Annotated in this window: 19 protein-coding genes; 5 read left to right on the top strand and 14 right to left on the bottom strand. The window is 44.9% G+C overall.

The window, feature by feature from the left end; genetic code table 11:
• The 7 genes from ACXLDX_RS00385 to ACXLDX_RS00355 form a co-directional block, all read right to left on the bottom strand.
• On the bottom strand, positions 1-716 hold a 716-nt coding region (locus ACXLDX_RS00385), incomplete at its 3' end, for a PKD domain-containing protein (protein ID WP_457575204.1).
• Positions 717-795: 79 nt separating this feature from the next.
• Positions 796-3,720 carry a PKD domain-containing protein gene (locus tag ACXLDX_RS00380; RefSeq protein ID WP_457575203.1) on the bottom strand — a complete coding sequence of 975 codons (2,925 nt, stop codon included), beginning with the start codon at positions 3,718-3,720 and terminating at the stop codon, positions 796-798.
• A 691-nt stretch (positions 3,721-4,411) separates the two neighbouring features.
• Positions 4,412-5,242 carry a GspE/PulE/PilB domain-containing protein gene (locus ACXLDX_RS00375; RefSeq protein ID WP_457575202.1) on the bottom strand — a complete coding sequence of 277 codons (831 nt, stop codon included), beginning with the start codon at positions 5,240-5,242 and terminating at the stop codon, positions 4,412-4,414.
• A 339-nt stretch (positions 5,243-5,581) separates the two neighbouring features.
• A complete protein-coding gene (gene xrt, locus ACXLDX_RS00370) occupies positions 5,582-6,430 on the bottom strand; it encodes an exosortase (RefSeq protein WP_457575201.1) in 849 nt (282 codons plus the stop codon).
• Positions 6,427-7,092 (bottom strand): exosortase C-terminal domain/associated protein EpsI, encoded by a 666-nt coding sequence (locus ACXLDX_RS00365; protein WP_457575200.1) that lies wholly within the window; start codon positions 7,090-7,092, stop codon positions 6,427-6,429. The genes xrt and ACXLDX_RS00365 overlap by 4 nt, the downstream gene beginning before the upstream one ends.
• Before the next feature lie 12 nt (positions 7,093-7,104).
• Positions 7,105-8,586 carry a hypothetical protein gene (locus tag ACXLDX_RS00360; RefSeq protein WP_457575199.1) on the bottom strand — a complete coding sequence of 494 codons (1,482 nt, stop codon included), beginning with the start codon at positions 8,584-8,586 and terminating at the stop codon, positions 7,105-7,107.
• Positions 8,587-8,605: 19 nt separating this feature from the next.
• Positions 8,606-9,325 carry a polysaccharide biosynthesis/export family protein gene (locus ACXLDX_RS00355; protein WP_457575198.1) on the bottom strand — a complete coding sequence of 240 codons (720 nt, stop codon included), beginning with the start codon at positions 9,323-9,325 and terminating at the stop codon, positions 8,606-8,608.
• Positions 9,326-9,919: 594 nt separating this feature from the next.
• On the opposite strand from ACXLDX_RS00355, the gene ACXLDX_RS00350 reads away from it, so the two are divergent.
• Positions 9,920-12,199 (top strand): tetratricopeptide repeat protein, encoded by a 2,280-nt coding sequence (locus tag ACXLDX_RS00350; RefSeq protein ID WP_457575197.1) that lies wholly within the window; start codon positions 9,920-9,922, stop codon positions 12,197-12,199.
• Positions 12,200-12,252: 53 nt separating this feature from the next.
• Entirely contained in the window at positions 12,253-12,918 is a 666-nt protein-coding gene (gene elbB, locus ACXLDX_RS00345; RefSeq protein WP_457575196.1) for an isoprenoid biosynthesis glyoxalase ElbB, read from the top strand.
• A gap of 11 nt (positions 12,919-12,929) precedes the next feature.
• Here elbB and mnmE read toward each other — a convergent pair whose 3' ends face one another.
• The 6 genes from mnmE to rpmH form a co-directional block, all read right to left on the bottom strand.
• Positions 12,930-14,357: a tRNA uridine-5-carboxymethylaminomethyl(34) synthesis GTPase MnmE gene (gene mnmE / locus ACXLDX_RS00340; protein WP_457575195.1), complete on the bottom strand. Its 1,428-nt coding sequence runs from the start codon at positions 14,355-14,357 to the stop codon at positions 12,930-12,932.
• A gap of 140 nt (positions 14,358-14,497) precedes the next feature.
• Positions 14,498-15,418, bottom strand: a complete 921-nt coding sequence (locus ACXLDX_RS00335) for a Jag family protein (protein WP_457575194.1) — start codon at positions 15,416-15,418, stop codon at positions 14,498-14,500.
• A 74-nt stretch (positions 15,419-15,492) separates the two neighbouring features.
• Entirely contained in the window at positions 15,493-17,163 is a 1,671-nt protein-coding gene (yidC, locus tag ACXLDX_RS00330; RefSeq protein ID WP_457575193.1) for a membrane protein insertase YidC, read from the bottom strand.
• A gap of 69 nt (positions 17,164-17,232) precedes the next feature.
• On the bottom strand, positions 17,233-17,472 hold the full coding sequence (gene yidD / locus ACXLDX_RS00325) for a membrane protein insertion efficiency factor YidD (protein ID WP_457575192.1): 240 nt from the start codon (positions 17,470-17,472) through the stop codon (positions 17,233-17,235).
• Complete coding sequence (gene rnpA / locus ACXLDX_RS00320) at positions 17,469-17,864, bottom strand: ribonuclease P protein component (protein WP_457575191.1); 396 nt, start codon at positions 17,862-17,864, stop codon at positions 17,469-17,471. The genes yidD and rnpA overlap by 4 nt, the downstream gene beginning before the upstream one ends.
• Positions 17,824-17,961, bottom strand: a complete 138-nt coding sequence (gene rpmH / locus ACXLDX_RS00315) for a 50S ribosomal protein L34 (RefSeq protein WP_457575190.1) — start codon at positions 17,959-17,961, stop codon at positions 17,824-17,826. Before rpmH ends, rnpA begins: the two co-directional genes overlap by 41 nt.
• 504 nt (positions 17,962-18,465) lie before the next feature.
• Between rpmH and ACXLDX_RS00310 the strand changes: the two genes are divergently transcribed.
• Genes ACXLDX_RS00310 through lgt form a run of 3 tightly spaced genes read left to right on the top strand, consistent with a single transcriptional unit; the run spans position 18,466 to position 22,005 of the window.
• A complete protein-coding gene (locus ACXLDX_RS00310; protein WP_457575189.1) occupies positions 18,466-19,293 on the top strand; it encodes a class I SAM-dependent methyltransferase in 828 nt (275 codons plus the stop codon).
• Positions 19,290-21,191 carry a tRNA uridine-5-carboxymethylaminomethyl(34) synthesis enzyme MnmG gene (gene mnmG, locus ACXLDX_RS00305; protein WP_457575188.1) on the top strand — a complete coding sequence of 634 codons (1,902 nt, stop codon included), beginning with the start codon at positions 19,290-19,292 and terminating at the stop codon, positions 21,189-21,191. The genes ACXLDX_RS00310 and mnmG overlap by 4 nt, the downstream gene beginning before the upstream one ends.
• A complete protein-coding gene (lgt, locus tag ACXLDX_RS00300) occupies positions 21,172-22,005 on the top strand; it encodes a prolipoprotein diacylglyceryl transferase (RefSeq protein WP_457575187.1) in 834 nt (277 codons plus the stop codon). The genes mnmG and lgt overlap by 20 nt, the downstream gene beginning before the upstream one ends.
• A gap of 7 nt (positions 22,006-22,012) precedes the next feature.
• Here the strand turns inward: lgt and ACXLDX_RS00295 are convergent, their stop codons facing one another.
• Entirely contained in the window at positions 22,013-22,285 is a 273-nt protein-coding gene (locus ACXLDX_RS00295) for an HU family DNA-binding protein (RefSeq protein WP_457575186.1), read from the bottom strand.
• Positions 22,286-22,381 lie beyond the last annotated feature (96 nt).

The raw sequence follows: 22,381 nt of genomic DNA, 5'->3' as shown, positions 1-22,381 counted from the left end.
TCATTGGTAACAGCAACAGCAAAAAAGTACTGTGTATTGGCATCGAGTGCCACACCCGGTGAAAAAATAAATTCATATTCAGTATTTTTGTTGTCGAACACAACTTCTTCCGATTCGCCCAGATATGAAGAAGAGAGATCAAGGCTCTTCCCGATCCTGATTCTCATCGGTGGATTTCCATATTTTGAAGGACCTGATTTTATCGTGATAGATGAAACTGTTACCGGAGTTGAAAAAATAATGCCCTGTCCGTATGTTCTGTTTTGAGTTATATTTCCGGTATCACCATCTTCATTCAGTTGTTCAACTGCAGCCCCTGACTGTACTGTCGATATTTCCTTCTGCAGCAATGCAATACCACTCTTATCATCTACAAGCGTGAGTGTAACCTGGTAAACATTCGGTTCTGCGTAAGTGTGCGTTACATTCACACCGGAACCGGTAGTGCTGTCCCCAAAATCCCACCTGTATTCCAGGATTGTCCCGTCAGTGTCAGTCGAGCTGCCTGCATCAAGAAAAACATCATTTTCATTGACGGTATAAGTAAATGATGCTGCGGGTGGTGCATTTTCTCCTTTAGCATCTGTTATGGTAACACTTCCCAGGGTTCCGGTAAATTCAGCAGAAAACCCCGAAACGGGAAAAAAAATAAACACAAGGAAATATAAAAAACAGGTGAATCTGTGTAGTGAAATAGTTACACTTCGCTTTTTCATTTCAATGCCTCCTCTTTTATAGGGCATGGGAAGAGTCTTCAGTTGCAGTATGGTGTTCACCTTTCTGATATTCATAGTATTATTGTTCATATAAAATAGAGTTTTTAAATTGAACAGTACTGTTATCTGTTTTTACAGCCTGAACAGTAAATCGTGTCCCATTCACCGGAGTATCAATTTCGCAGGTCAGTTGCCTCGCTGTCGGATCTTCAGTTTCACACACTTTACTGTTATTAACCGATACAACAAAACCGGAAATAATATCCTCATATGTTCTGTCAAAATCCCAGGTAAATGTTGCCAACCTGGTCGGGGCAAGTTGTGGAAATTCTGTTGGATCAAAACGCAGTACAGTTGAAGGTGCAGTTTCTTCACCATTACTTTGAACTGCCGTAACAGAAAACTCCATCTCCGCAGAAAGAAGTGATGCAGTGCAGGACAAAATACGGTCAGCCGGATTATCGGTGGAACATAAAAAATTCCCATTAAGATAAATACGGAATTCATTTATATCCTGACCGCCCAGGTCATACTCCCATTGAAAAGTGAACAATCGCATATTCCGGTCGATATCTCCCTGCCCCTTCGTCCCCACTGCCAAATACCCAACACTCTCAGGAGAATGTGAAATTTCATCATCTTTAGATTGCTCTTCCTCCACATGCACTGATACCGAATTTGCGTTCTGGTTTTCAACCCTCAATGCCGCCGTATCGGTACCGTTGGCAGTCTGCATATTTGCAAAAAGAAATGGCGGAGAGTTGTAGGTAGTGTGGTAGATAATGTCATATGGTACATGACTGACACTGTCAGAAGTCACCTGAGCTTCAAAAATGAAGTTGTCCGACTCACCTGTGCCCTGTTCCCAGGCAATATAATTCACCGTTTCAATTATATGCCCGTTGGTGTTCTTTTCCTGCTCATGGAAATAATAATCAAAACCATTTTTCGTTATATTGCGAAGACGACCGGCCACAGTATCCTCCTCATTATCGGAGACGATGGATGTAAAAACAACCGGGCTGGAATTAAAAGGCTCCTTAAAACCATTGGATGCAGAATCCGTCTTTCCGGCAAATGTTCCGGCCTCGACCTGGGTACCGTCAGGGAGAATAAAGTGTCCCTTTTCCATCACCATATAACTCACATTTTCTTCAGGATGCCTGCCATCCAGATAGTCCCATTCCTCGAGCCTTATTTCAAAGCCCGTTGTACTGATATTTTGTAATCGAACCACGCAGGGTTCAGAATCGAATGATGACGGCGGGCCGGCAACAACAACCGGATTTCTGAAAGAAGAGCTTAAATTTACTGTTGCCCAGTCGCTGTTCACAGCAACTTCACCCATTTCTATATTGAATGGAGGGAGATCTTCTTCTGAAACGACAGAAATTATTTTACTGTAAGAACTTTTCGCTCCATCATTATCTGTTACCATAAGAGTTGCTGTGAAAGTCGCTTCACTGGTGTAAGTATGCGTTGTACTGATTCCGCCAGCAGTTGCACCATCCCCGAACTGCCAACTATAACTGCTGATACTGCCGTCACTATCCTTGCTGCCTCCACCATTGAATGTTACCGTCAGAGGCGCACTGCCGCTACTGGAAGATACAGTGAAAACAGCCTGGGGTGGTTGATTTTCCTGTTGTGATGAGCTGACAATCACCGGCGTACTGATTGAGTCTGTCAAACCGTTTCCATCAGTAACAGTCAACACGGCATTGAAAGACCCGGGCTGTGAGTAAAGATGGGTGACACTTTTGCCTGTCGCATCACTACCATCTCCAAAATCCCAGTGATAAAGAGTGATTAAGGTATTTGAAGCTGTAGAACCCTGCCCATCAAAAGAGACAGTAAGTGGTGCCGGGCCAAGAGCGGTTGATGATGAAATAACGGCATGGGGTGGTGTATTGCCTGGAGTTCCTTCAGCAACCTGAATCGAAACAGTTTCCGAACTCATTGCCCCGGAAGAATCCGTCACAGTAAGGCTCGCATTATAGATGCCAGGACTTGTATATTGATGATCAACACTACTGGTGTCCGCGGTAACACCATCCCCAAAGGACCAGGCATACGAGATAATATCTCCGATGGAACCAGCTGCGCCGAAAGACACCATGAGAGGAGCTGGACCACCGACTGTACTGGTTGTAATCACAGCCTGCAGTTCACCACTACCCTGCGAATTATCTCCTGCAGTATAGGTGAGGTTGTTACTCAGGGCCGTTTCACTCTGATCCAGGAACACAGCGGAAACAGAGAAAACCAGTGTGTCACTGTCTATTGCTGCTATGCACGAGAGCTGCCTGTCTGCAGGATTGGTTGTTTCACATATTTGCCGGCCGTTATAATACACTCTAAAACCCGCAAGATCTGGATTATCCGGATAATCCCATGAAAAGCTTAAAAGCCTGGTGTTTAAAAGCTGTGGATATTCTGAAGGATCGAACTTTAAAAGATTTGAAGGATTGCTTTCTGTGTTATCAATGTACAGGGAAGTTATCGTGAAATACATTACTTCTGAAAGCAGATCCGTTTTACAGCTGATTTCATATGTTTCTGCATCCCCGGTTTGACAGAGAACTTTGTTATTCAAATATATTCTGTACGCCGCGATATCTGAGGTGTCCCCTTCAACCTCCCATTTAAAAGAAAAGCTGTGATCACCTTCCTCACCACCAGGTGGCTGCTCTGTGCCCAGCTGAAAACTATAGGGTGGAGAATGGGGGCTTTCACTGTAATCAGAATACAATGCTGTAAGAGTAAAATTATATGTCCCTGGCTCCGACACGATCACACAGTCCATCTTTTTATCTGCCGGACTGTCATCAGAACAGACTTTGATTCCTTCCTTGTAAAGATTATAGCCGACAAGAGTTTTCCCCTCAACCGACTGATCATCAAATGACCATTCAATATGAATATCATGGGAAGAGGGCTCTCCATGGGAAAGAATGGGCAGAAAACAATAAATGATAAATAATATCTGTAATATTTTTTTCATAACGGATTGTGATAACACTGTGTTGCCGCATTCTCCAGGAACAAATGATGAAGTCAGGTTCAAATCTATCAGCTTCTTTGTTCAATTCTCTGGGAAATCCGGAATTGAGAACATAACCGCTCAAACCACTTCACCTCTATGCATATTTCATACCAAAACAGTCTTTTCCTTTATCTCTCTGCCAAACGCTGAACTGGAATTTATAAAAATGCTTAAAAAAAATTTTTCCTTGCCCCATTGCTAACCACTGAAAGCATTCAAATAATACTCTTTCTTTATTGACTACCCATATCCAATCTTTCCCCACTTAGATATTTCGATTCCGTCTTTTCTGTCTCATTATTCATTTTCATCCCTACAATTTTTCTGTACTAAATCCACTCTCCAATTACGGTTTTGTAATAAAATGACCAAAACCCCGACCAGATTCATCACGTCAATCTCTTAAACTGCGAATTGATATTGTCCAAAGGGCACCATTGAACAGGCCAGGGCAGCCAGGAACACAAGAATGCAATTAACTGTCAGGGTTACCCTGAAAAATACATAAAATCAAATGTATGATCCGCATATTGCGAAATTATTCTGAACAGCCTGTATTGTGGATAGATTTTCAGCAGCAGATCAAAGTTTTCCTGCTTACGTACAAAACTCAATCTGACACTTTTGAGTCCAAGGAGACCACCAAAAGCTACTTGCCATTCCGGGCAAGACCTGTTGTAATCAGGTGATGACGATCCTCTCTATTCATCACATATTGCAGCCATTTGTATTGCCTCACTGAAAAATCATCTTTTTTATCAACAATAAAAGAACGTAATGCATTAATATCAGAGAAAGAAACAGAATAATAACCGTCAGAGAACGCACTATGGCCGAGAAAAGAAATACTTCCAGACCTGTCAAACCCCACCATCAGATCATGGTGCTCATAGACCGTGGAATGGGCAAGATTTGCGATTTTGCCATACTTTACAGATTGTACATATTTATATCCTGCCAATCCCAGGCCAACAACCAGAACAAGTGCTGCTATGGCAATAACTCTCGTAATCCGGGTATTCACCTGGGGATTGAACAGATCTTTCAGGGAATACGAAATCCTGCCTGAAATTGCTTTCGCTATATCTGACTGTTTTGCCAGACAAGGCTCAATCACTTTACCGGTATAATCCTCCAGGTCACTTATCGCCTCAGAGTCCGACGGGTCCGTCATTGCAGTGAGAAGAATATTATTGTCCTTCAGGGCAAGAGGCAACGCATCATATTTCCGACACAGGTAACGGGGGAGGATATTTTTTACTCCACTTTCGAATACCGCATCAATATCAGTCAAAGGTTTCCCAAGTTGCCTGGAAAGAGTTGCCGCAAGCGTATCACTTGAAAGTTTTCCCATACGAACCAGAATGTTTCCAAGCCTTCTGTTTCCAGCAACCTGTACCCGTAAAGCATCATCTACAGCATCCTGCTCAACAATATCTTCCGCAACCAGCAACTCGCCTAAACGCATCTTATTGGCCATCTGTCCCCTCCCGGCAGTTTTTTCAGCAATCCAAACCGCAACTGCACACTTCTCTAGAAATGTAAAACTATGTCTCCTTATTTCAGGATAACAAATTTCCTATCCATATAGTGTATGCTCTTTCCGTTGAAAAATGAAGACAATTATTATCCGGAATACATATGATCAGTGAATACAGTATATTGTCAGGAAGAAATCGTCAGGAAGATTGCTCTGTCAAGAAAGGAAAATACAGGAGTGAAATTTGTGTACTTTTGCAGAATTGTGTTCAAAAACTGCACACAGGTAGCAAAAATGAAACCGAAAACACGGTGGTCTGTTCCTGTGACCAATTACGGCTTAACTGTTTCTCCCTGTTTTCGACAGCAGGGTATTTACAGCAACCAGCATCCCAAGGCCGAGCATAAACACGACAATTCCAGAAAATTCGTGGAGAAAACCCTGTGCGACTTCAGAACCATAGCGCGAGGCAAGCACTGCTGTTCCGCTCAGCCGGATAATATTGGCAATAACCGCAATGGGAGCGGCTGACAAAAGCAGGATAATCTTCTTCCATCTTGAAAGAGAAGACAGAAAAGCAAGTGCAGCACTGAGAGCAAACATGGTCATAAGAGAGCGTAACCCGGAACAGGCTGCTACAACCTCCAATGTTGTTTCCGCAAGGTGGAGGACATTACCCTCACGATAAATTGCTATTCCCAGTGCATATACAACTTTTTCAGTCAAGGCCGAGGCGAAAAGCTGCATGGGAAACGCAATCTTGTTCCAGATAATGGCCGGAAGAGGAACCATGAAAAAGAGATAGGATAACGGCAGAAACAGCTTCCTCAAATAAGCCCAGCCAAGAAAAAAGAGCACCAGTCCATACAACACTATAATCAAAGAAGTACGCTGAAGGAAAAACTCTGACCCTATTTTTCCAACCACAAGTTGAGCCAGCCCTGCCACAATGATAAACAGGCCTGTAAAACTTGGCCGGATAGCCAGATCCCGCAGTTTATCGCGTATATGATAGATGAAATACAGGGTCAGTACTGGGATGAAATACCCGTGGGAATAGTCATCATTCGTCCCCCAGTCAGCAACGAGTTTTGTCAGAAACGGCCAGTAAAGAATAAAAAGAGCAGCCAGAAGAATCCCGGCTGAAAAAATATTTCTCCTGCCCCACACCGGCTGTCGAACTATCATATCTTCGCCCCCGGCAGATAATCTTCAAGCATCACCATAACCTGCTCTGAAAATTGTTTGACTCTGGCACGTGTCATCTCTATATCCTTACCGGGCACAATTGACATCACGCGGACAAAAGTACCATCCCTGCGCCCTTTAAATAACGCGTCAAGCACAAGGTAGATCTTTTCCCAATATTCGGAAGCAATAATACGCCCTCTATTCTGAAACCAGTAGAAAACGATACGGTAACTGTCCCCTTCCCTGATCAGCATCTCAGAAACGGTGGATTTTTTTTCCCCCTCTATGCCGCTGTCAAGAACCTGTGTTTTGATCTGATCAATTCCCCAACCCCCTCCGGGAAGACAATTTTTGGGAGAGTGGTATCCCCCGTCGACACCAACAGCTTTGTAATAGCCTACATACAGATTAATAATATCTCCTTGATCATTGACATAATTATACTGGATATAATCATCCACCCCAAGCATCTCAATTACGGCCGCTGATGACTGAAAAGAGTTTGAGAGATGATATTCACCTATTTCGTGGGGAAAGGTGGAGAGTGATTTTTTTATACTTATTTTTGTTACACTGGTTGTCAGCTGCAGCAGATACCAGGTAAGTGCAAAAAGAATGAGTACGACTGTAACTCTGAAGATCTGTATTGTATTTCTCATAGGCTGCGGATGTTACCAGCGATAAAGTTCCCTGTTCCAGGAAAAAGTGATAAAAACCCTGTGGTCATCATATTCTTCGTCAGTTCTTTCTGAATCAAGTTTAGTATAAATGTAGTTCAGGCCAACACTGTAAAATTTCATAAAAGAATACGAGAAACCAAGGCCACCACTGTATCGGTTCCTGTAAAACTCCTCCAGTTGTGCCTGGTCGGCTTCGACGGCAGCATCCTGTGTTGTTCCCGGACTTTTCCTGTTTTCATAAATGTACGAAAGAAAACCGTTCATACCAATATTTTCCAGCAGGTTATGATTAAACGAGAATCTTGTCTCCCAGGTGTCAACAAACCCCCGATCACCGTTCCCCGAAAAATTGTTTACATCATACCTTTTATCCAGCAGAAAATTCAGACGTCCCTGTTCCAGAATATAGTTCCATTCCGCTGTACCATTTGCGCCCCAGTCCGCCTCTCTCCCTTCTGTTTTCTGGTATGAAGGCCCAAGCCCTACAACGGTGTATACATGGGGTGAGTAATCTTTTCTCCATGTAAAGCGAAGTTGGTGAATATCACCATCATTAAGTGCGTCATCGTCATACCTGGAACCGACATAATTATACATGAGGGACAGGGTATTTCTGGTAAACGAATTATTTTCCACCGTAACCGTCGCACGATACTCCTTCACGTCATCTGACAACTGAGTATTTTGCTGAATATCCTGCCCGGTTATATCCGACACAGCAGGCTCATCTGCGGTATCAAATTCACCCCGGACAAAACTCAGGTCCGTAATCGTTTTCCAGATGGATGTAAACCGATGTTCATTGCGAAGGCTCAAGGTGTATCGGTCATAATCATCATAACCATTCACTCCGGTATCATCGTTTCTTAAGGCAACATACCTGGCTCCAACCTGAAAAAGGCTGTCTTCCCAATAGGTATAATCCGAAAACAGGCTCAGAGTATTTGTCCAGTATCGTCTTCTGCCAAGATCGGGAGAAAGCTCATCAGAACTCTCGGTTACCGTGCTTCCTCCGGAACTGGTTGCTCCCTGGTCAGTCGAAAAACCGGTCTGGAAATAATCAGTTTTAATATAGGAATCAGACAGCCGTATCTGCCACGCTCTTGTAAAAAACCGGTTTGCCCCGACATACAGATCATAATCCCAGTTTGTCTCCGATTCCTTTAAATCATATTTCAACCCCGGTGCGGCCCGGAGCTCCAGACTGTCCCGTTCACTTCTGGAAATAAATTTCACCAGTGGAGTGATAGTGATACTGCGATAATTCCTGTCACGATTGCTGTTCTGAAGGGACTCATCTTCGGTGGTGGCCCGATCATCAGCTATCTTATCTTGTGATCTGGTATTATAGTCATAAGTAACACTCACTCCTCCAGTCAGGCTGTTTTCCCTGGCAGAAGAAACAGGTGGACTCAAAAAAGCCAGGCATATTGCTCCGACCGAGATCCCGGTTACATAGAATTGTACAGACATCAGACAGCCCCCCATTTCATCAATGCACGATAATATAATCACCCGATTTTATAAAAATATTCTTTTCCACTTCCTTCCCTTCCAGAAAATCATCATAATCAAATTTCATAATATTCTTAGTAAAAAGCTTGTTTTTTTCCGCACTTTTCCGAACAACAGTAACCTCTGAATTAGCCCATTCGGTGAATCCCCCGCACCGGGCTATAACCTGCACCAGAGTAATCGGATAATCGATAAAAAATATTCCCGGATTCGCAACCTTCCCCATAACCGTATATCTCTGGCTGTTGCTCTGCTCCAGAACAACAGTGACAACCGGATCATCAAATACCGTGGCAAAAAGGATTTTGAGATAATCAGCCAACTGTGTCAATGTCAGGCCGACAGCTTCCACATCACCGATATGTTTGAGGGAAATACGCCCATCAAGCTGCACCTTTACACCTCTGCCCTGTCGGGGGGCATCAGCGGACCGTGGTTCTCCGACAGCGGAAATATCTGCCGCAGCCATATCCCCCTCACCATAAACCTGCACCCGCAGATAATCACCGTGGCCGATTACATATTCCTTCTCTATTTTAGGGAGATCTTTCGTTTTTCCGAGAATATTCCTGAGTGCTTTTTCCCGTAACTCTTTTGTAACAGGGACATCGGCTGTTGATTGAGCCGCGAAAGTCAATGGAACCGAAAAAAGAAAGACAATGGTGCATACATGAAAAAAAAGAATTCTTCTCAACATTTTCAAACCTCATCTGGACAGATATAACGTAATTGGTCACAGGGATTGCAACTCTGTGATTTTATTACCTCTGAAGTGTAATTGTTCACAGGTGCGGCAGATTTTTGCAGGCTCTTCTTCGCTATAGCCTACCTATGCGGACAAAAGAGACCGTGAAAAGCTGGGGTGCCTGTGAGCAATTACTGTATAACGACCGGATCAATCCTCAATATCCTGATCAGCAATATTCGGTTAGGAGACAGTAAATCATATCTTTGATTTTTTGTCACTTATTTGCCTGACCAAAAAGTAACTTAACCCTCGGCCTTAAACATGTACTCCAAGATATACAATTTATTATTCTTATAATTTCAGGGCATTAACCAGAAAAGGAACACTTGACTCATTCACCTTGGAAATGAATTAAATTTTATCATTTTTTCCCCCCGCAAAAACCTGCAATTAAATCAAATATAATTTCTATATTGTGCAAACCCTCATCATATCTTATTTTTCGATAGGAAAACTCCTTTTTTTCCTTTAAACTAGGAGTAGTTTTTTATAACGGACACTCTATTCATTTCTCCAATGATAATTTTTAACTCAAGGTTTCCTATGACTCTGCGACATTCTGCCGGTTTTTTTATCCTGTTATCACTTCTGTTCACTCTCACTGCGTGTTCAAATCCCGAACAGAAGAAAATTAAACATTACCAGCGTGCTCTCGAATATGTCAAAATAGAAGATCAGAAATCAGCAATCCTCGAACTCAGGAATGCCATTCAACTTGATGCCAAATACGCTGACGCGAGATACCAGCTTGGCCTGCTTCTCCTGAAAACCGGTGACCCGAAAGGGGCGTTCCGTGAGCTGCAGAGGGCCGCTGGTCTTGACCCCTCAAATCTTGATGCGGCAGTGAAGGTGGCAGAGTTTTATCTTCTGTCCCGAAATGCCAAGGAATCACGTAAATACGTGGAACAGGTCCTTGAAAAGGACCCCGGGTATCCCGAGGCCCTCGCTCTTATTGCCAATATTGAGCTGATTGAAGGTCATTTCGACAAGGCTCTTGCGTATGTGGACAAGGCTTTGAAAAAGGAGCCGGATAACGACAAACTCTACAATATCAAAGGCCGGATTTTTGCCAGTCAGAAAAAATGGCAAGAGGGGGAGAGAATGTTTCGCAAAGCCATCGAACTGGCTCCTGATACTTTTTCCAATTATCGCTCTCTGCTGACTCTTTTTGACCAGAACCGGAATGAAAAGGCATTTCACGACCAGTTAAAAATAATGACTGAACGATTCCCTGAAAATGTTCAGATCTACACCACTCTTGCAAATTTTCACATAAAACGTCGCGAATTTGATAAAGCCGGAGATGCCCTTCTTAAGGCTCTTGAAATAAAACCCGATTCTGTCAGGCTCCATCTCATGTTGGCAGATTTTTACAAGAAACAGAAAAAATACGATGATGCCGAAGAAATATTGAAAAAGGCGGAGGAAAGATTTCCTGAAAACAATCAGGTCACGGCAAAAATTGCCACCTTGAAATTCGAGCAGAAAAACCTTGAAAAAGCTCGTGAACTCATGGAAAAAATTCTGGCAACCAACCCCGCCAATGGTGACGCGAATCTGCTCAAAGCCCGGTTCGCAATCAATGAAGGAAAGAATACGGAAGCACTTGAAATTCTCACCCCTCTGTTGAAAAATTATCCCAAATGGGGTGAGCCTTTTTATTATTCGGCCCTGGCACACCTCCGTAAAGGGGAAAAAACTCTTGCTCAACAGAGCATAGAACAGGCGCTGAAAAACACTCCAGTAAATGATCGTTTCCACGCACTTGCAGCTCAAATATTTCTCATGCAGGGCGAAAGTCTCAGGGCCCGTAAAGAAGCCTCAACTTCACTGAAAATCAATCCCAATAATTATATCGCTGTAAAAATACTCGTGAAATCCCTGGTGCAGGCAAAAGAATATGATAAAGCAATCAAACTCATCCATGGTATTGAAAAACAGGTTGCGGGAGATCCTGAACTGATCAGCAGTCTCAGTATCGCCTACCTCGGCACGAACGACCGCGAAAAGGCAAAGGAGTCTCTGGAACGACTGCTTAAAGTCGTTCCACAAAGTTCAAAAACACTGGCCTTACTGGCGGCTCTTTCAACCAACAATGATATCAACAGAAGCATTGATTTCGTAAAACAACATATAAAAAATAATAAATTCAGCGGGCACTATCTTCTTCTTGGAGAATTGTACGCCAAAAGCAATCAGGTAGAAAAGGCGATTGAGGCTTTTAATCAGGCAAAAACACTGAAACCCGATAACCCGCAGTCCTACCTTTTCCTTGCCAGACTCTTCACCCGGCTCAACCAACTGGAAAACGCCCGAAAGGAATTCAATACAATTCTCGAAAAACATCCAGATGCTGTTGTGGCCAAAATGGGACTTGCTTCCCTGTATGAAAAACAGAACAAAACTGCCGAAGCCAAAAAGCTTTACGCCGAGATTCTGAAAACACAGCCAAACATCCCCACTGCCGCCAATAACCTCGCCTGGCTTATAGCGTCTGAAGAAAACGGAGACCTCGGCGAAGCACTTCGCCTGGCTATGCAGGCCAAGCAGGCTTATCCAAAACAACCACAGATCGCCGATACCCTTGGCTGGGTTCATTACAAACGAAAGTCCTATTCCCTTGCCATCTCTCAGTTCAGTCAGGCTCTGGAAAACCGACCGGGCGACCCTGTAATTCTCTACCATCTTGCACTGGCTCAATATGGTAACGGGGAAAAGGACAAAGCACTTGGCTCAATCAAAAAAGCCCTGGAAACAAAAGCAGATTTTAAAGAACGGTCAGAGGCCCAGGCACTCCTGGGGGAACTGGAAAACAAGGGCTAGGAGATTATTATTTACAGACTGGACAGCCGGTTATGTATGAAGGAGATAAAAAAATGAAAGACAAAAACAAAAAATCCATCGCAGTCATTCTTTCAGGATGCGGGCATCTCGATGGTGCCGAAATCCACGAGGCCACATTGACCCTTCTTGCCATCCATCGGGCAGGAGCTGATTTTCAATGTTATGCCCCCGACAGGGAACAGTTCCACGTGATCAATCACATCACAGGTGAACCCACTGAGGAAAAACGTAATATCCTCATTGAATCTGCCAGGATAGCTAGGGGAAATGTTAAAAACCTCCAGGATTTTTCCGTCGAGAATCATGATGCTCTTGTATTGCCTGGAGGTTTCGGTGCAGCAAAAAATCTTTCAACTTTTGCCTTTGACGGTTCAGACTGCACAGTTGATAAAGCTGTTGCAAAAGCGGTTACTGATACCCACAGCGCAGGCAAACCTATCGGGGCTCTCTGCATTGCTCCGGTTATTCTTGCAAAATTAATAAACGGGGCAAAAGTTACTCTGGGTAATGACCTTCAGGTGGAAGAAAATATAATAAAAATGGGAGGAACACATACGACCACAGGTCACGGGGAAATAGTGGTCGACCGTAAAAACAGACTGGTGACAACCCCCTGTTATATGCTCGACTCCCGTATCGATCAGATTGCAGACGGTGCAGACAACCTGATCCGTGAAATTCTTGCCATGATTGAATAGTCAGGATAATTTCATTTGCCCAGGCAGAATTGTTCAAATATCACATCCAGAATGTCTTCGGTTGTTGTCGTTCCGACAATATCACCCAGGTGATCCAGGCAGTCCTGAAGATCCACGGCAATCAAATCAATGGTAAGCCCCCCGGACAGGGTTTTTACTGCTCTTCGGCATGCGTCCAGGGCTTTTCCCAGAGCCAGTTTATGTCTCAGGTTAGGAGCACAACCACCCTCTTCCCACTGATCCGTTCCAGTTGTAATAATCTGGAAGATCTGGTCTTTGAGGAGATCAATATTATACTGTTCCCTGGCCGAAACAGACACACTCCTGCAGTCTCCCGACAGTTTTCTTAAATCAACATCGTCACTTCCGGCAATATCAATTTTATTGATCACTATAAGAATCGGTTTATGGCACACTGATTGGTAGAGAGCAACATCACCATCTTCAAGCGGTCTGGATCCATCCACCATGAAAAGAACCAGGTCCGCCATATTTATGAGTTCCTTTGCTCTCCTGATCCCAAGTTCTTCAACAACTTCTCCTGCCTCTTCCCTGATACCCGCCGTGTCAATAAGTCGAACAGGCAGGCCACGGATATCCACATACTCTTCTATGGAATCCCTGGTCGTACCTGGGATTTCAGTGACCAATGCTCTTTTTTCCTGAAGAATTGTATTAAGAAGACTGGATTTTCCGACATTTGGAAGACCTGCGATGACTACTGTTATACCGTCCCTGTAAACTCTTCCCTGTTCCGCCTGCTTCAAAAGATACGATATCGGTTTTTCAACCTCGTTGACGATTCTTTCCTGCAAATCATATTCACGTACAATATCAACATCTTCATCGGGAAAATCGATAGCCACTTCAATGATGGCCCGCATGTTGAGAAGGCCTTTGCGAACCGGCTCAATTTTATCATAAAGGGCGCCGGAAAGCTGCTCCTGGGCAAGATCCACACCTTTTCTGGTCTTCGCCGCCAGAACATCAATAACCGCCTCAGCCCTTGTCAGATCAATTCTGCCATTCAGAAAAGCCCTCTTTGTAAACTCACCGGGTTCCGCAAGCCTGACCCCCTGATCCAGTAACAGTTCCAGAACATTCTGCAGGACCAGATAGCTGCCATGACAGTGGATTTCAACCACATCCTCACGGGTATATGTTCGGGGGGATGCCATAAACACAGCCAGCACTTCATCTAGAATTTTACCGTCATTTTCTCGCCGGATATGACCATAATACATATGATGGCTGACCAGAACTCCAGGAGAACCGGCGGGAACAAAGATCATTTTCAGAATATCAAGAGAACGGTTGCCGCTCATCCGTATTATGCCAATACCGCCGGCACCGGGCGGGGTTGAAATCGCGGCAATGGTATCATTTTCAGACGTTGTTCCGGATCCGAAACAACTTTGTGATTTTTTCTCGGATAACATATTCCTGAATCCGTGGACGTTTGGTGATAATGCAGCCTGTCCGGCCGAAACGGGACTTTACTCAGGAATTATCACCTCCGGTTATCCTCCAACCTATGCGGACAAAGGAGACCTTGAAAAGCAGGGGGAGCTGTAGACAATTACGAATTATCCCCTCCGGTCTTTCTTGACTGGGAAGACCTGCCCCTGCGCCCTCCCCTTGAAGAGGATCTTTTTCTGCCGGATCTGTTCCCTTTCCCAGGTTTATAAATGAGAATCTTTTTAAACAACCCATCTCCTACGGAGCGACTGCGGATTTCCTTATCTTCCTGGAGAATCATGTGAATAACCCGCCTCTCGGAAGGGTTCAATGCGGGAATGACCTGGGTTTTACCATCCTTCTTGACAAGAGCGGCAAGCTCAACAGCTCTTACCTTCAGCTCTTCCTGACGACGCTGCCTGAAATTACCGGCATCAACTGCAATTTTCAACCGTTCAGGAACCTTTCTGCTGACAATCTTCCTCAGCAGATATTGAAGACTGTCAAGTGTTTTCCCTTCCGGTCCCGCCAGTTTTTCCTCAAATTCTCCACTGAGTACACAGTTCACAGAGAGCCCTTCCGCCTCTATTTCCACTGTTGAGGGAAAGCCCATGAGCTCGACAATATTGAGCAGCTCCTTTTTCAACAACTCCAGGCTTTCTTCACTCACTTCCTGAAAAGACGGAGGTTCCTCACTTTTTTTCTCGGGACCGGCAACAGCTTCAATCTTAGCCGGTTCCTCCACTGGGGCCTGATGTCTTTCTTTTTTCCGGGGAATATCCTCTTTTTCCTTTTTCCGGGACGGTTTTACCCCGGTTACCTTTTCCTTTACTTCAAATATTTCATCTACAACCTCTTCGACCGCCGTTTTCACCTGGACCCGAATATGGGCTTTCCTCCGGATCAAGCCAAAAATACCAGTAGAACCGGTTTCGACCACCTCTATTTCAAGTCGCTCCTGGGGGACATTTAATGCTTCACAGGCCTTTCTGATGGCCCCGGTAACCTCTTTTGCGTAAAAATCTTTTTTGTCTGGAGACATTGAATTTCCTTCTGCAAAAATCCAGGTTACCCCACCTGAAACAAAATTCTTCAGAAAAGATAACCATTCAATAATCAGGCTTTTGCCGGTTTCCTTGTTTCTCTGTTAATGATCACCTGCTGCAGAATGGACAACAGATTGTTTATGAACCAGTAAAGCACAAGACCCGAGGCAAATTTTATAAACATGAAAGTAAAGATCAGCGGCAGAAACATCATAATTTTAGCCTGGGTCGGATCAGCGGTGGACGGAGACATTTTCTGCTGCAGAAACATGGAAGCCCCCATCAGAACCGTCAGAACCGGAAAACCACCGAGGTACGGAATGTCAAAGCCAAGATACAATCTGTCAGGTGCTGAAAGATCCGTTATCCACAGCATAAAAGGTGCATGCCTGAGTTCAATACTCTGCAGCAGTACCTTGTACAGGGCAAAAAACACCGGAATCTGCAGAACCATGGGCAGGCAGCCTCCCAGAGGATTGACTTTATAAGTTTTATAAAGGCTCATCACCTCCTGATTCATCCTTGTCGGATCATCTTTGTATTTTTCCTTTATTTTCGCCATTTTAGGTTGCAACTTCTGCATATTCTTCATGGACTTCATCCCCTTCTGGGTGATAGGCCAGAAAAGGACTTTGAAAAGGATGGTTACAAGGATAATGGCAATACCATAATTGCCGAAAACACTGTAAAATTTATTGAGCAGCCAGAGAGTCGGTTTGGCGATTACATCGAACCAGCCGAAGTTGACGGCCTTGTCCAGGTTGTAGCCGATATTCTTCAGCATCTCGAGCTTTTTCGGACCATAAAAAATATGATACTTATATTCCTTAACCCCACCCGGCTGCAGGGTATCAAGATCACCGGCCAACTGCATTCTGGTGAGATCCTGATCTCCCTCCATGGTGAATGAATTGCCGGCCCCGTCAATTGGCACAATCCCGCAGAGAAAATAATTTCCCTCGTATCCTGCCCAGTCGATTGCACCTTTTATCGTTTTCGGACCATCTTTAAACTCTTTTGCCTTAACCGTCTCAAGTTCACCATTCACAAATGCAACAGGTCCGCTGAATAAATATCTGCTGGTAGGTCCAGAATTCCCCATAAAAGGGCTGTTTATCTGGTACAGCTGGGGGATTCCCTGGAGAGGATTACTGGAACTGTTTTGCACCCGAATCGTTAAATCAACAAGATAAGTGTCATTATGAAACGCATATTCCCGCTCAATACGCAGACCATTGCTGCCATTTGCAGTCATTCGCAGAACAGCTTTATCATTTTCCCTGGAGAGATGAACCTCCTGTCTTTCACTGTCATAAAGAACACGTTTTCCCAGGGCACTGCCCCATGAAAATTCCAGAGGATAGCGGTCATCAGTTTTTACAAGCTCCATACCGGGAGAATCGGCATCATGTGTTTCTTTGTGCTTTTTTAATCTGAAACTTTTTACCGTTCCTCCGTCCTCAGAAAACACGGCACTGTAAAGATCTGTTTCAACAATTATTTCCCTTGCTTCCCTGTCATAAACCGGAGCCGGTTCTTCAGCTTGAGTTTTTACTGGAACTGCCGCTGCCACGGTTTCCCGGGCCGGGGATGATTTCACATTTTTTTCACCCCCACTATCGTTCTGGACAACGACCTTGTCAGGGGAGACAGGCTGGTCAAATCCAACAAAGAAATACTGATAACCAACCAGTATTACAAAGGAAATAACGATCGCCAAAAACGCTCTATAAGTATCCATTCATTTTCCGTAAATTTATGCACCAAAGCGGCACGCTGAAAATAAAAAAAGAAAGACTATTGCGGGTAATCACACAACCGGGTCATGTCCACCTCTGGAGAATGGATGACAACGGAGAATGCGCCAAATACCCAGCAACCCGCCTTTAATAACTCCGTACTTCTCTATTGCTTGAATTGTATAAACAGAACATGTGGGGAAAAAACGACAGCAGGGAGGAAAAAGGGGGGATAGCAGGTACTGGTATCCCTTTACAAGTCCAATAAAAAACAGCCTGGGCAACTTCCGTATTGCAATTTGGGATTTCATGAACTTTTATGCATTTTCCGGACCACAGAAGCTACCGATTCGCTTATTTCATCAGGGCAGGAAAGAGAAAATCCGGGTCGGACGGCAAAAACAATATCCATCTCTGACGGATAGAAGTTGCGCCCCAGCCGAAAAGATTCCCTGACAATGCGCTTGATACGATTTCTCTTTACCGCACCCCGGATCTTATGATGCACACTGATCCCCAAACGACTTCTGCCATAAGAATTCGGCTCACAAATCAGCGTAAAATCATGTCCGTGAAGACGTCTGCCCCGGCTGTATACTCTCTCAAACTCCCACCCTTTCCGTAAAAGTGAGTTTTTACGCAGTCGAAGTTTTTCCAATGGTTCAGGCTGACAGTCGTTTGCGGCCCCTTGCCCGACGGGCATTAAGAATCGCCCTGCCTGCCCGGGTTTTCATTCTGGCTCTGAATCCATGGGTTCGCTTGCGCTTGATATTACTTGGCTGAAAAGTACGCTTACTCATTTTGCTACCTCGTCGTTACAATTCATGGCTGGCCATGAAGTTTTCGTTATTAATATATAAACGGTGATCAGGATAGCCGACTCATCCCAGCCATCTCAAAAAAAGTACTTTATCGACAATGGCCGAAAGCATATGCTGCCTTAATCCTGAACTCATTACAAGAGGTGAATATTAACCATATATACTATCCCCTGTCAAACATTTTTGTCCTCAGGTAATCCATGATATTGCAGAACCTCTCCTGCTATGCTAGTGTCTGTCCAGAAATGAGCAATTTCGTGCAAAATTATGAAGTGAAAAAAAATAAACACAGGCATATAATTGATATCCCGAACATTATTTTTTGCGCATGACGCAGAGCCTGGACGAAAGAGCCATTTCTGGACAAACACTTTGCTCATGTCCCCAACATTGTATGTTCCAGATGAAAACTTGTGGTGCAGTAATAGATCTGACCACTGCCCGGCAATGTTTTAAAAATCAAACCAGGATTCAACTATCTCCATGTCAGTTACTTCGCCAAAAACGTATGAAGACATCGACTGGCCGTCCCTTCGCGCCAATGCCATGCAAAAAAAAGGCTGGAAAAGCAAAGGCCCTGAACAATGGGACAGGAAGGCTTGTTCATTTGCAAAACGGAATAAAGATTCCCGTTACACCTCTCTTTTTCTTGCGCAGCTGCCTCTTGAGAAATCCCATACGGTTCTTGATATAGGCAGTGGCCCCGGCACTCTTGCCATTCCCATTGCCGGCCATGTCAAAAGTGTCACGGCACTTGACTTTTCCGCTCAGATGCTCTCAACCCTCAACAATATTGCGGCAGAAGAGCATATCAACAATATCAACACCATCCAGTGCTCATGGGAAGACGACTGGCAAAGCCTGCCTCTTGAGCCCCACGATATTGCTATTGCCTCCCGTTCAATGGGGGTCGAGGATCTTCCCGCAGCGCTTGAAAAAATCAACCGCTATGGCAAAAAATATATCTTCATCAGCGACAGAATCGGAGCAACACCATTTGATGAACATGCCTTTGTGGCCCTCGGTCGTGACTTCCAGCCCGGGCCTGATTACATTTATACTCTCAACATCCTGTATAGCCTGGGAATCCATGCCAATATCACCGTGCTCACCCTGGACAGGACAACAACATATGAAAATATGGATGCCGCCCTTGATTCCTACAGATGGATGTTCAATGACCTCACTGCCGGAGAACTGGAACTGCTGAAAAAATACATTACAGGCAACATCGTTGACAAAAAAGGTCAGACAATCACCGTTGAACGCAGCCATCCACCCCGGTGGGCTCTTATATGGTGGAAAAAATGAAAAAACAATTTGATATCGTAATCGTCGGAGGTGGACATGCCGGTTGTGAGGCGGCCCTCGCTGCAGCAAGGCTCGGCTGCAGAACACTGCTCACCGTCATCAATGTCGACACCATAGGCGCCATGTCCTGCAATCCTGCTGTCGGTGGTCTTGCCAAAGGACACCTGGTTAGGGAAATTGACGCCCTCGGAGGCGAAATGGCAAGAAACATCGATGCGACATCCATTCAATTCCGTAAGCTCAACACCAGCAAAGGTCCTGCTGTTCGATCTTCCAGGGCCCAGGCAGACAGGCTGCTCTACCGATTGCGGATGAAATCGGTTATTGAGAATCAGGAAAATCTCACGGTCAGCCAGACAATGGTGACCGGCCTGCTGATCGATAACAAAAGAGTATGCGGTATAACCACCTCCCTGAATGAAAAAATCGGGGCACGGGCAGTCGTTGTAGCCACTGGTACTTTTCTCAATGGCCTGGTCCATATCGGTCTGAAAAATTTTCCTGCCGGACGACTGGGGGATGCGCCCTCCACAGCTCTGGCCGAATGGTTTGTTGAAAACGGGTTTTCCGTGGGAAGAATGAAAACAGGAACAGTCCCACGTCTCGATGCCCGTTCCATCAATTATTCAGAACTGGAAGAACAGCAGAGTGATTTCCCACCTGCCCATTTTTCCTTCTCCTCAAAAGGAAACTATACTCTCCCCCAGCTCCCGTGTCATATTACCTATACAAATGAAAAAACACATGAAATCATTCGGGGCGGAATAGATCAGTCCCCCATGTACAGCGGAATCATTGAGGGAATCGGCGCCCGCTATTGTCCATCAATTGAGGACAAGGTTATGCGGTTTCCCGAAAAAAACCGCCACCAGATATTTCTGGAACCGGAAGGGCTGGATACGGTGGAAGTGTATCCAAACGGTCTCCCCACCAGTCTGCCCCTGTCTGTCCAGCAGGCCATGATCAACAGTATCAGGGGACTTGAAAATGCCATCATAATACGTCCCGGATACGCTATTGAATATGATTACATAGATCCTGCAGGCCTCATGCCTTCACTGGAAACAAAAAAAATAAAAGGCCTTTTTCTTGCCGGCCAGATCAACGGAACCTCCGGTTATGAGGAAGCTGCAGCCCAGGGCCTGATAGCAGGAATCAACGGCTGTCGCTCCATCCGCAATCAGGAACCACTCATCCTCGACCGTTCCGAAGCCTACATCGGTGTTCTCCTGGATGACCTGGTAACTCTGGGCACCAGGGAACCCTATCGACTCTTCACCTCACGGGCAGAATACAGACTCCTTCTTCGTGAAGACAATGCCGATTCGCGTCTCACCCGTATTGGTTTTGACATTGGCCTGGTTGACCGAAAAACATTCGACATCTTCCTTGAAAAGGAACATGCCATTGCTTCAGGTATAGAGACCCTCGAATCGATTGAAATCAAACCCACAGATCAATTGAACCGAGCCCTGCAGCTTGCCGGAACAAGCAATTTAAGACAGAAATGTTCCCTTGCGGATCTCCTGCGCCGTCCGGAGATGACGATCCATGCTTTTCTAAGCCTCCCCCTCTCGCCTGCTGACCTGCAAAACGTGACAAAAATTACCGGGAGCAGCGTCTGGGAACGTATTCAGCTGCAGATAAAATTCAAGGGGTATATTGCCCGCCAGAAAGAACAGGTGGAACGGTTTAAAAAAATGGAATCCATGCGGCTGCCTGAAGATCTGGATTACTCAGAACTCTCCGGTCTTTCCAATGAAGTAGTGGAAAAACTTACTGCGATTCGCCCTCTGTCCCTTGGCCAGGCTTCCCGGATATCCGGAGTGACACCCGCAGCAATCTCAGTACTTCAGGTGCACTTACGCAGAAACCGCAATGGATTGCAAGGGAATTAACCGGAATATGACACCTCTTCAGTTTCCTCAGATAGATCCTGTCATCTTTTCCATTGGGCCTTTACATGTTCGCTGGTATGGCTTGATGTATGTTCTCGGATTTTCCGCCACGTATATCCTGGTACGAAAACAGATACGGGAATTCAGGTACAGCAGGCTGGCTGACCATTTTGAAAACCTCAATCTTGTCCTCATTCTCTGTGTGGTTATCGGTGGCAGGCTTGGTTATGTTCTTTTCTACAATTTTTCCTATTACCTGGCACACCCGAGCCAAATTCCGGCAACCTGGAGTGGCGGAATGTCGTTTCACGGGGCATGCATAGCTCTTTTTGCCGGAGGCTGGTTTTATTGCAGAAGGCAGAAACTGAATTTCTGGAAAACAGCGGACATCTATGTCGCCACAATTCCCCTGGGAATAGGATTCGGCAGAATTGGCAATTTCATCAATGGAGAGCTGTTCGGCCGGAAGACCGATGTCCCCTGGGCAATGATTTTCCCGGATGGAGGTAATGTCCCCCGTCACCCCTCCCAGCTGTATGAAGCATTTTTTGAAGGATTTGTTCTTTTCGTGATACTCTGGAGCCTCAGATCAAAACCATGGAGAACATCCAGCTGGCCCCATGGTTCTGTTTTTGCCCTTTTTCTGATTCTTTACGGATTTTTCAGGATTATTCTTGAACATTTCAGGGAACCCGACCAACAACTCGGTTATCTTTTCAACCTTCTCACAATGGGTCAGCTTCTCAGCAGTATCATGGTCTGCTCAGGTATCTTCCTGCTGGTATTTTTAGCCCCAAAGAAAGTGACTGCATAAATTCCCATTATTGGATCCGTTCGAAAAGATTCTTTCCCGGCTTGAACTTTACTACTTTCCGGGCAGGGATAATAATGCCCTGTCCTGTCTGGGGGTTTCGCCCCCTTTTTTCAACTCTTTCTATTACTCTAAAGGAACCAAAGCCGGTAATTGTAACACGCTCTCCCTTTTCCATCACACCTGTCATTGTTGCCAGAACCGCGTCCAGCGCCCTGGCTGCACTTGCCTTGCTCATACCTCTTTTTGCAGCTATCTTTTCCACCAGTTCTTTTTTATTCATTTGTTTATTGCCTCCAAAAAGATTTCCAAGAATAATTCTCTTTTAAAAAACCTTATTTGTATCCTTCCTGGCAAAAAAAACAATTGGTGGAAATAC

It is taken from the genome of Desulfomarina sp. (assembly GCF_054039375.1).
This window is presented reverse-complemented; position numbering and strand designations above follow the sequence as displayed.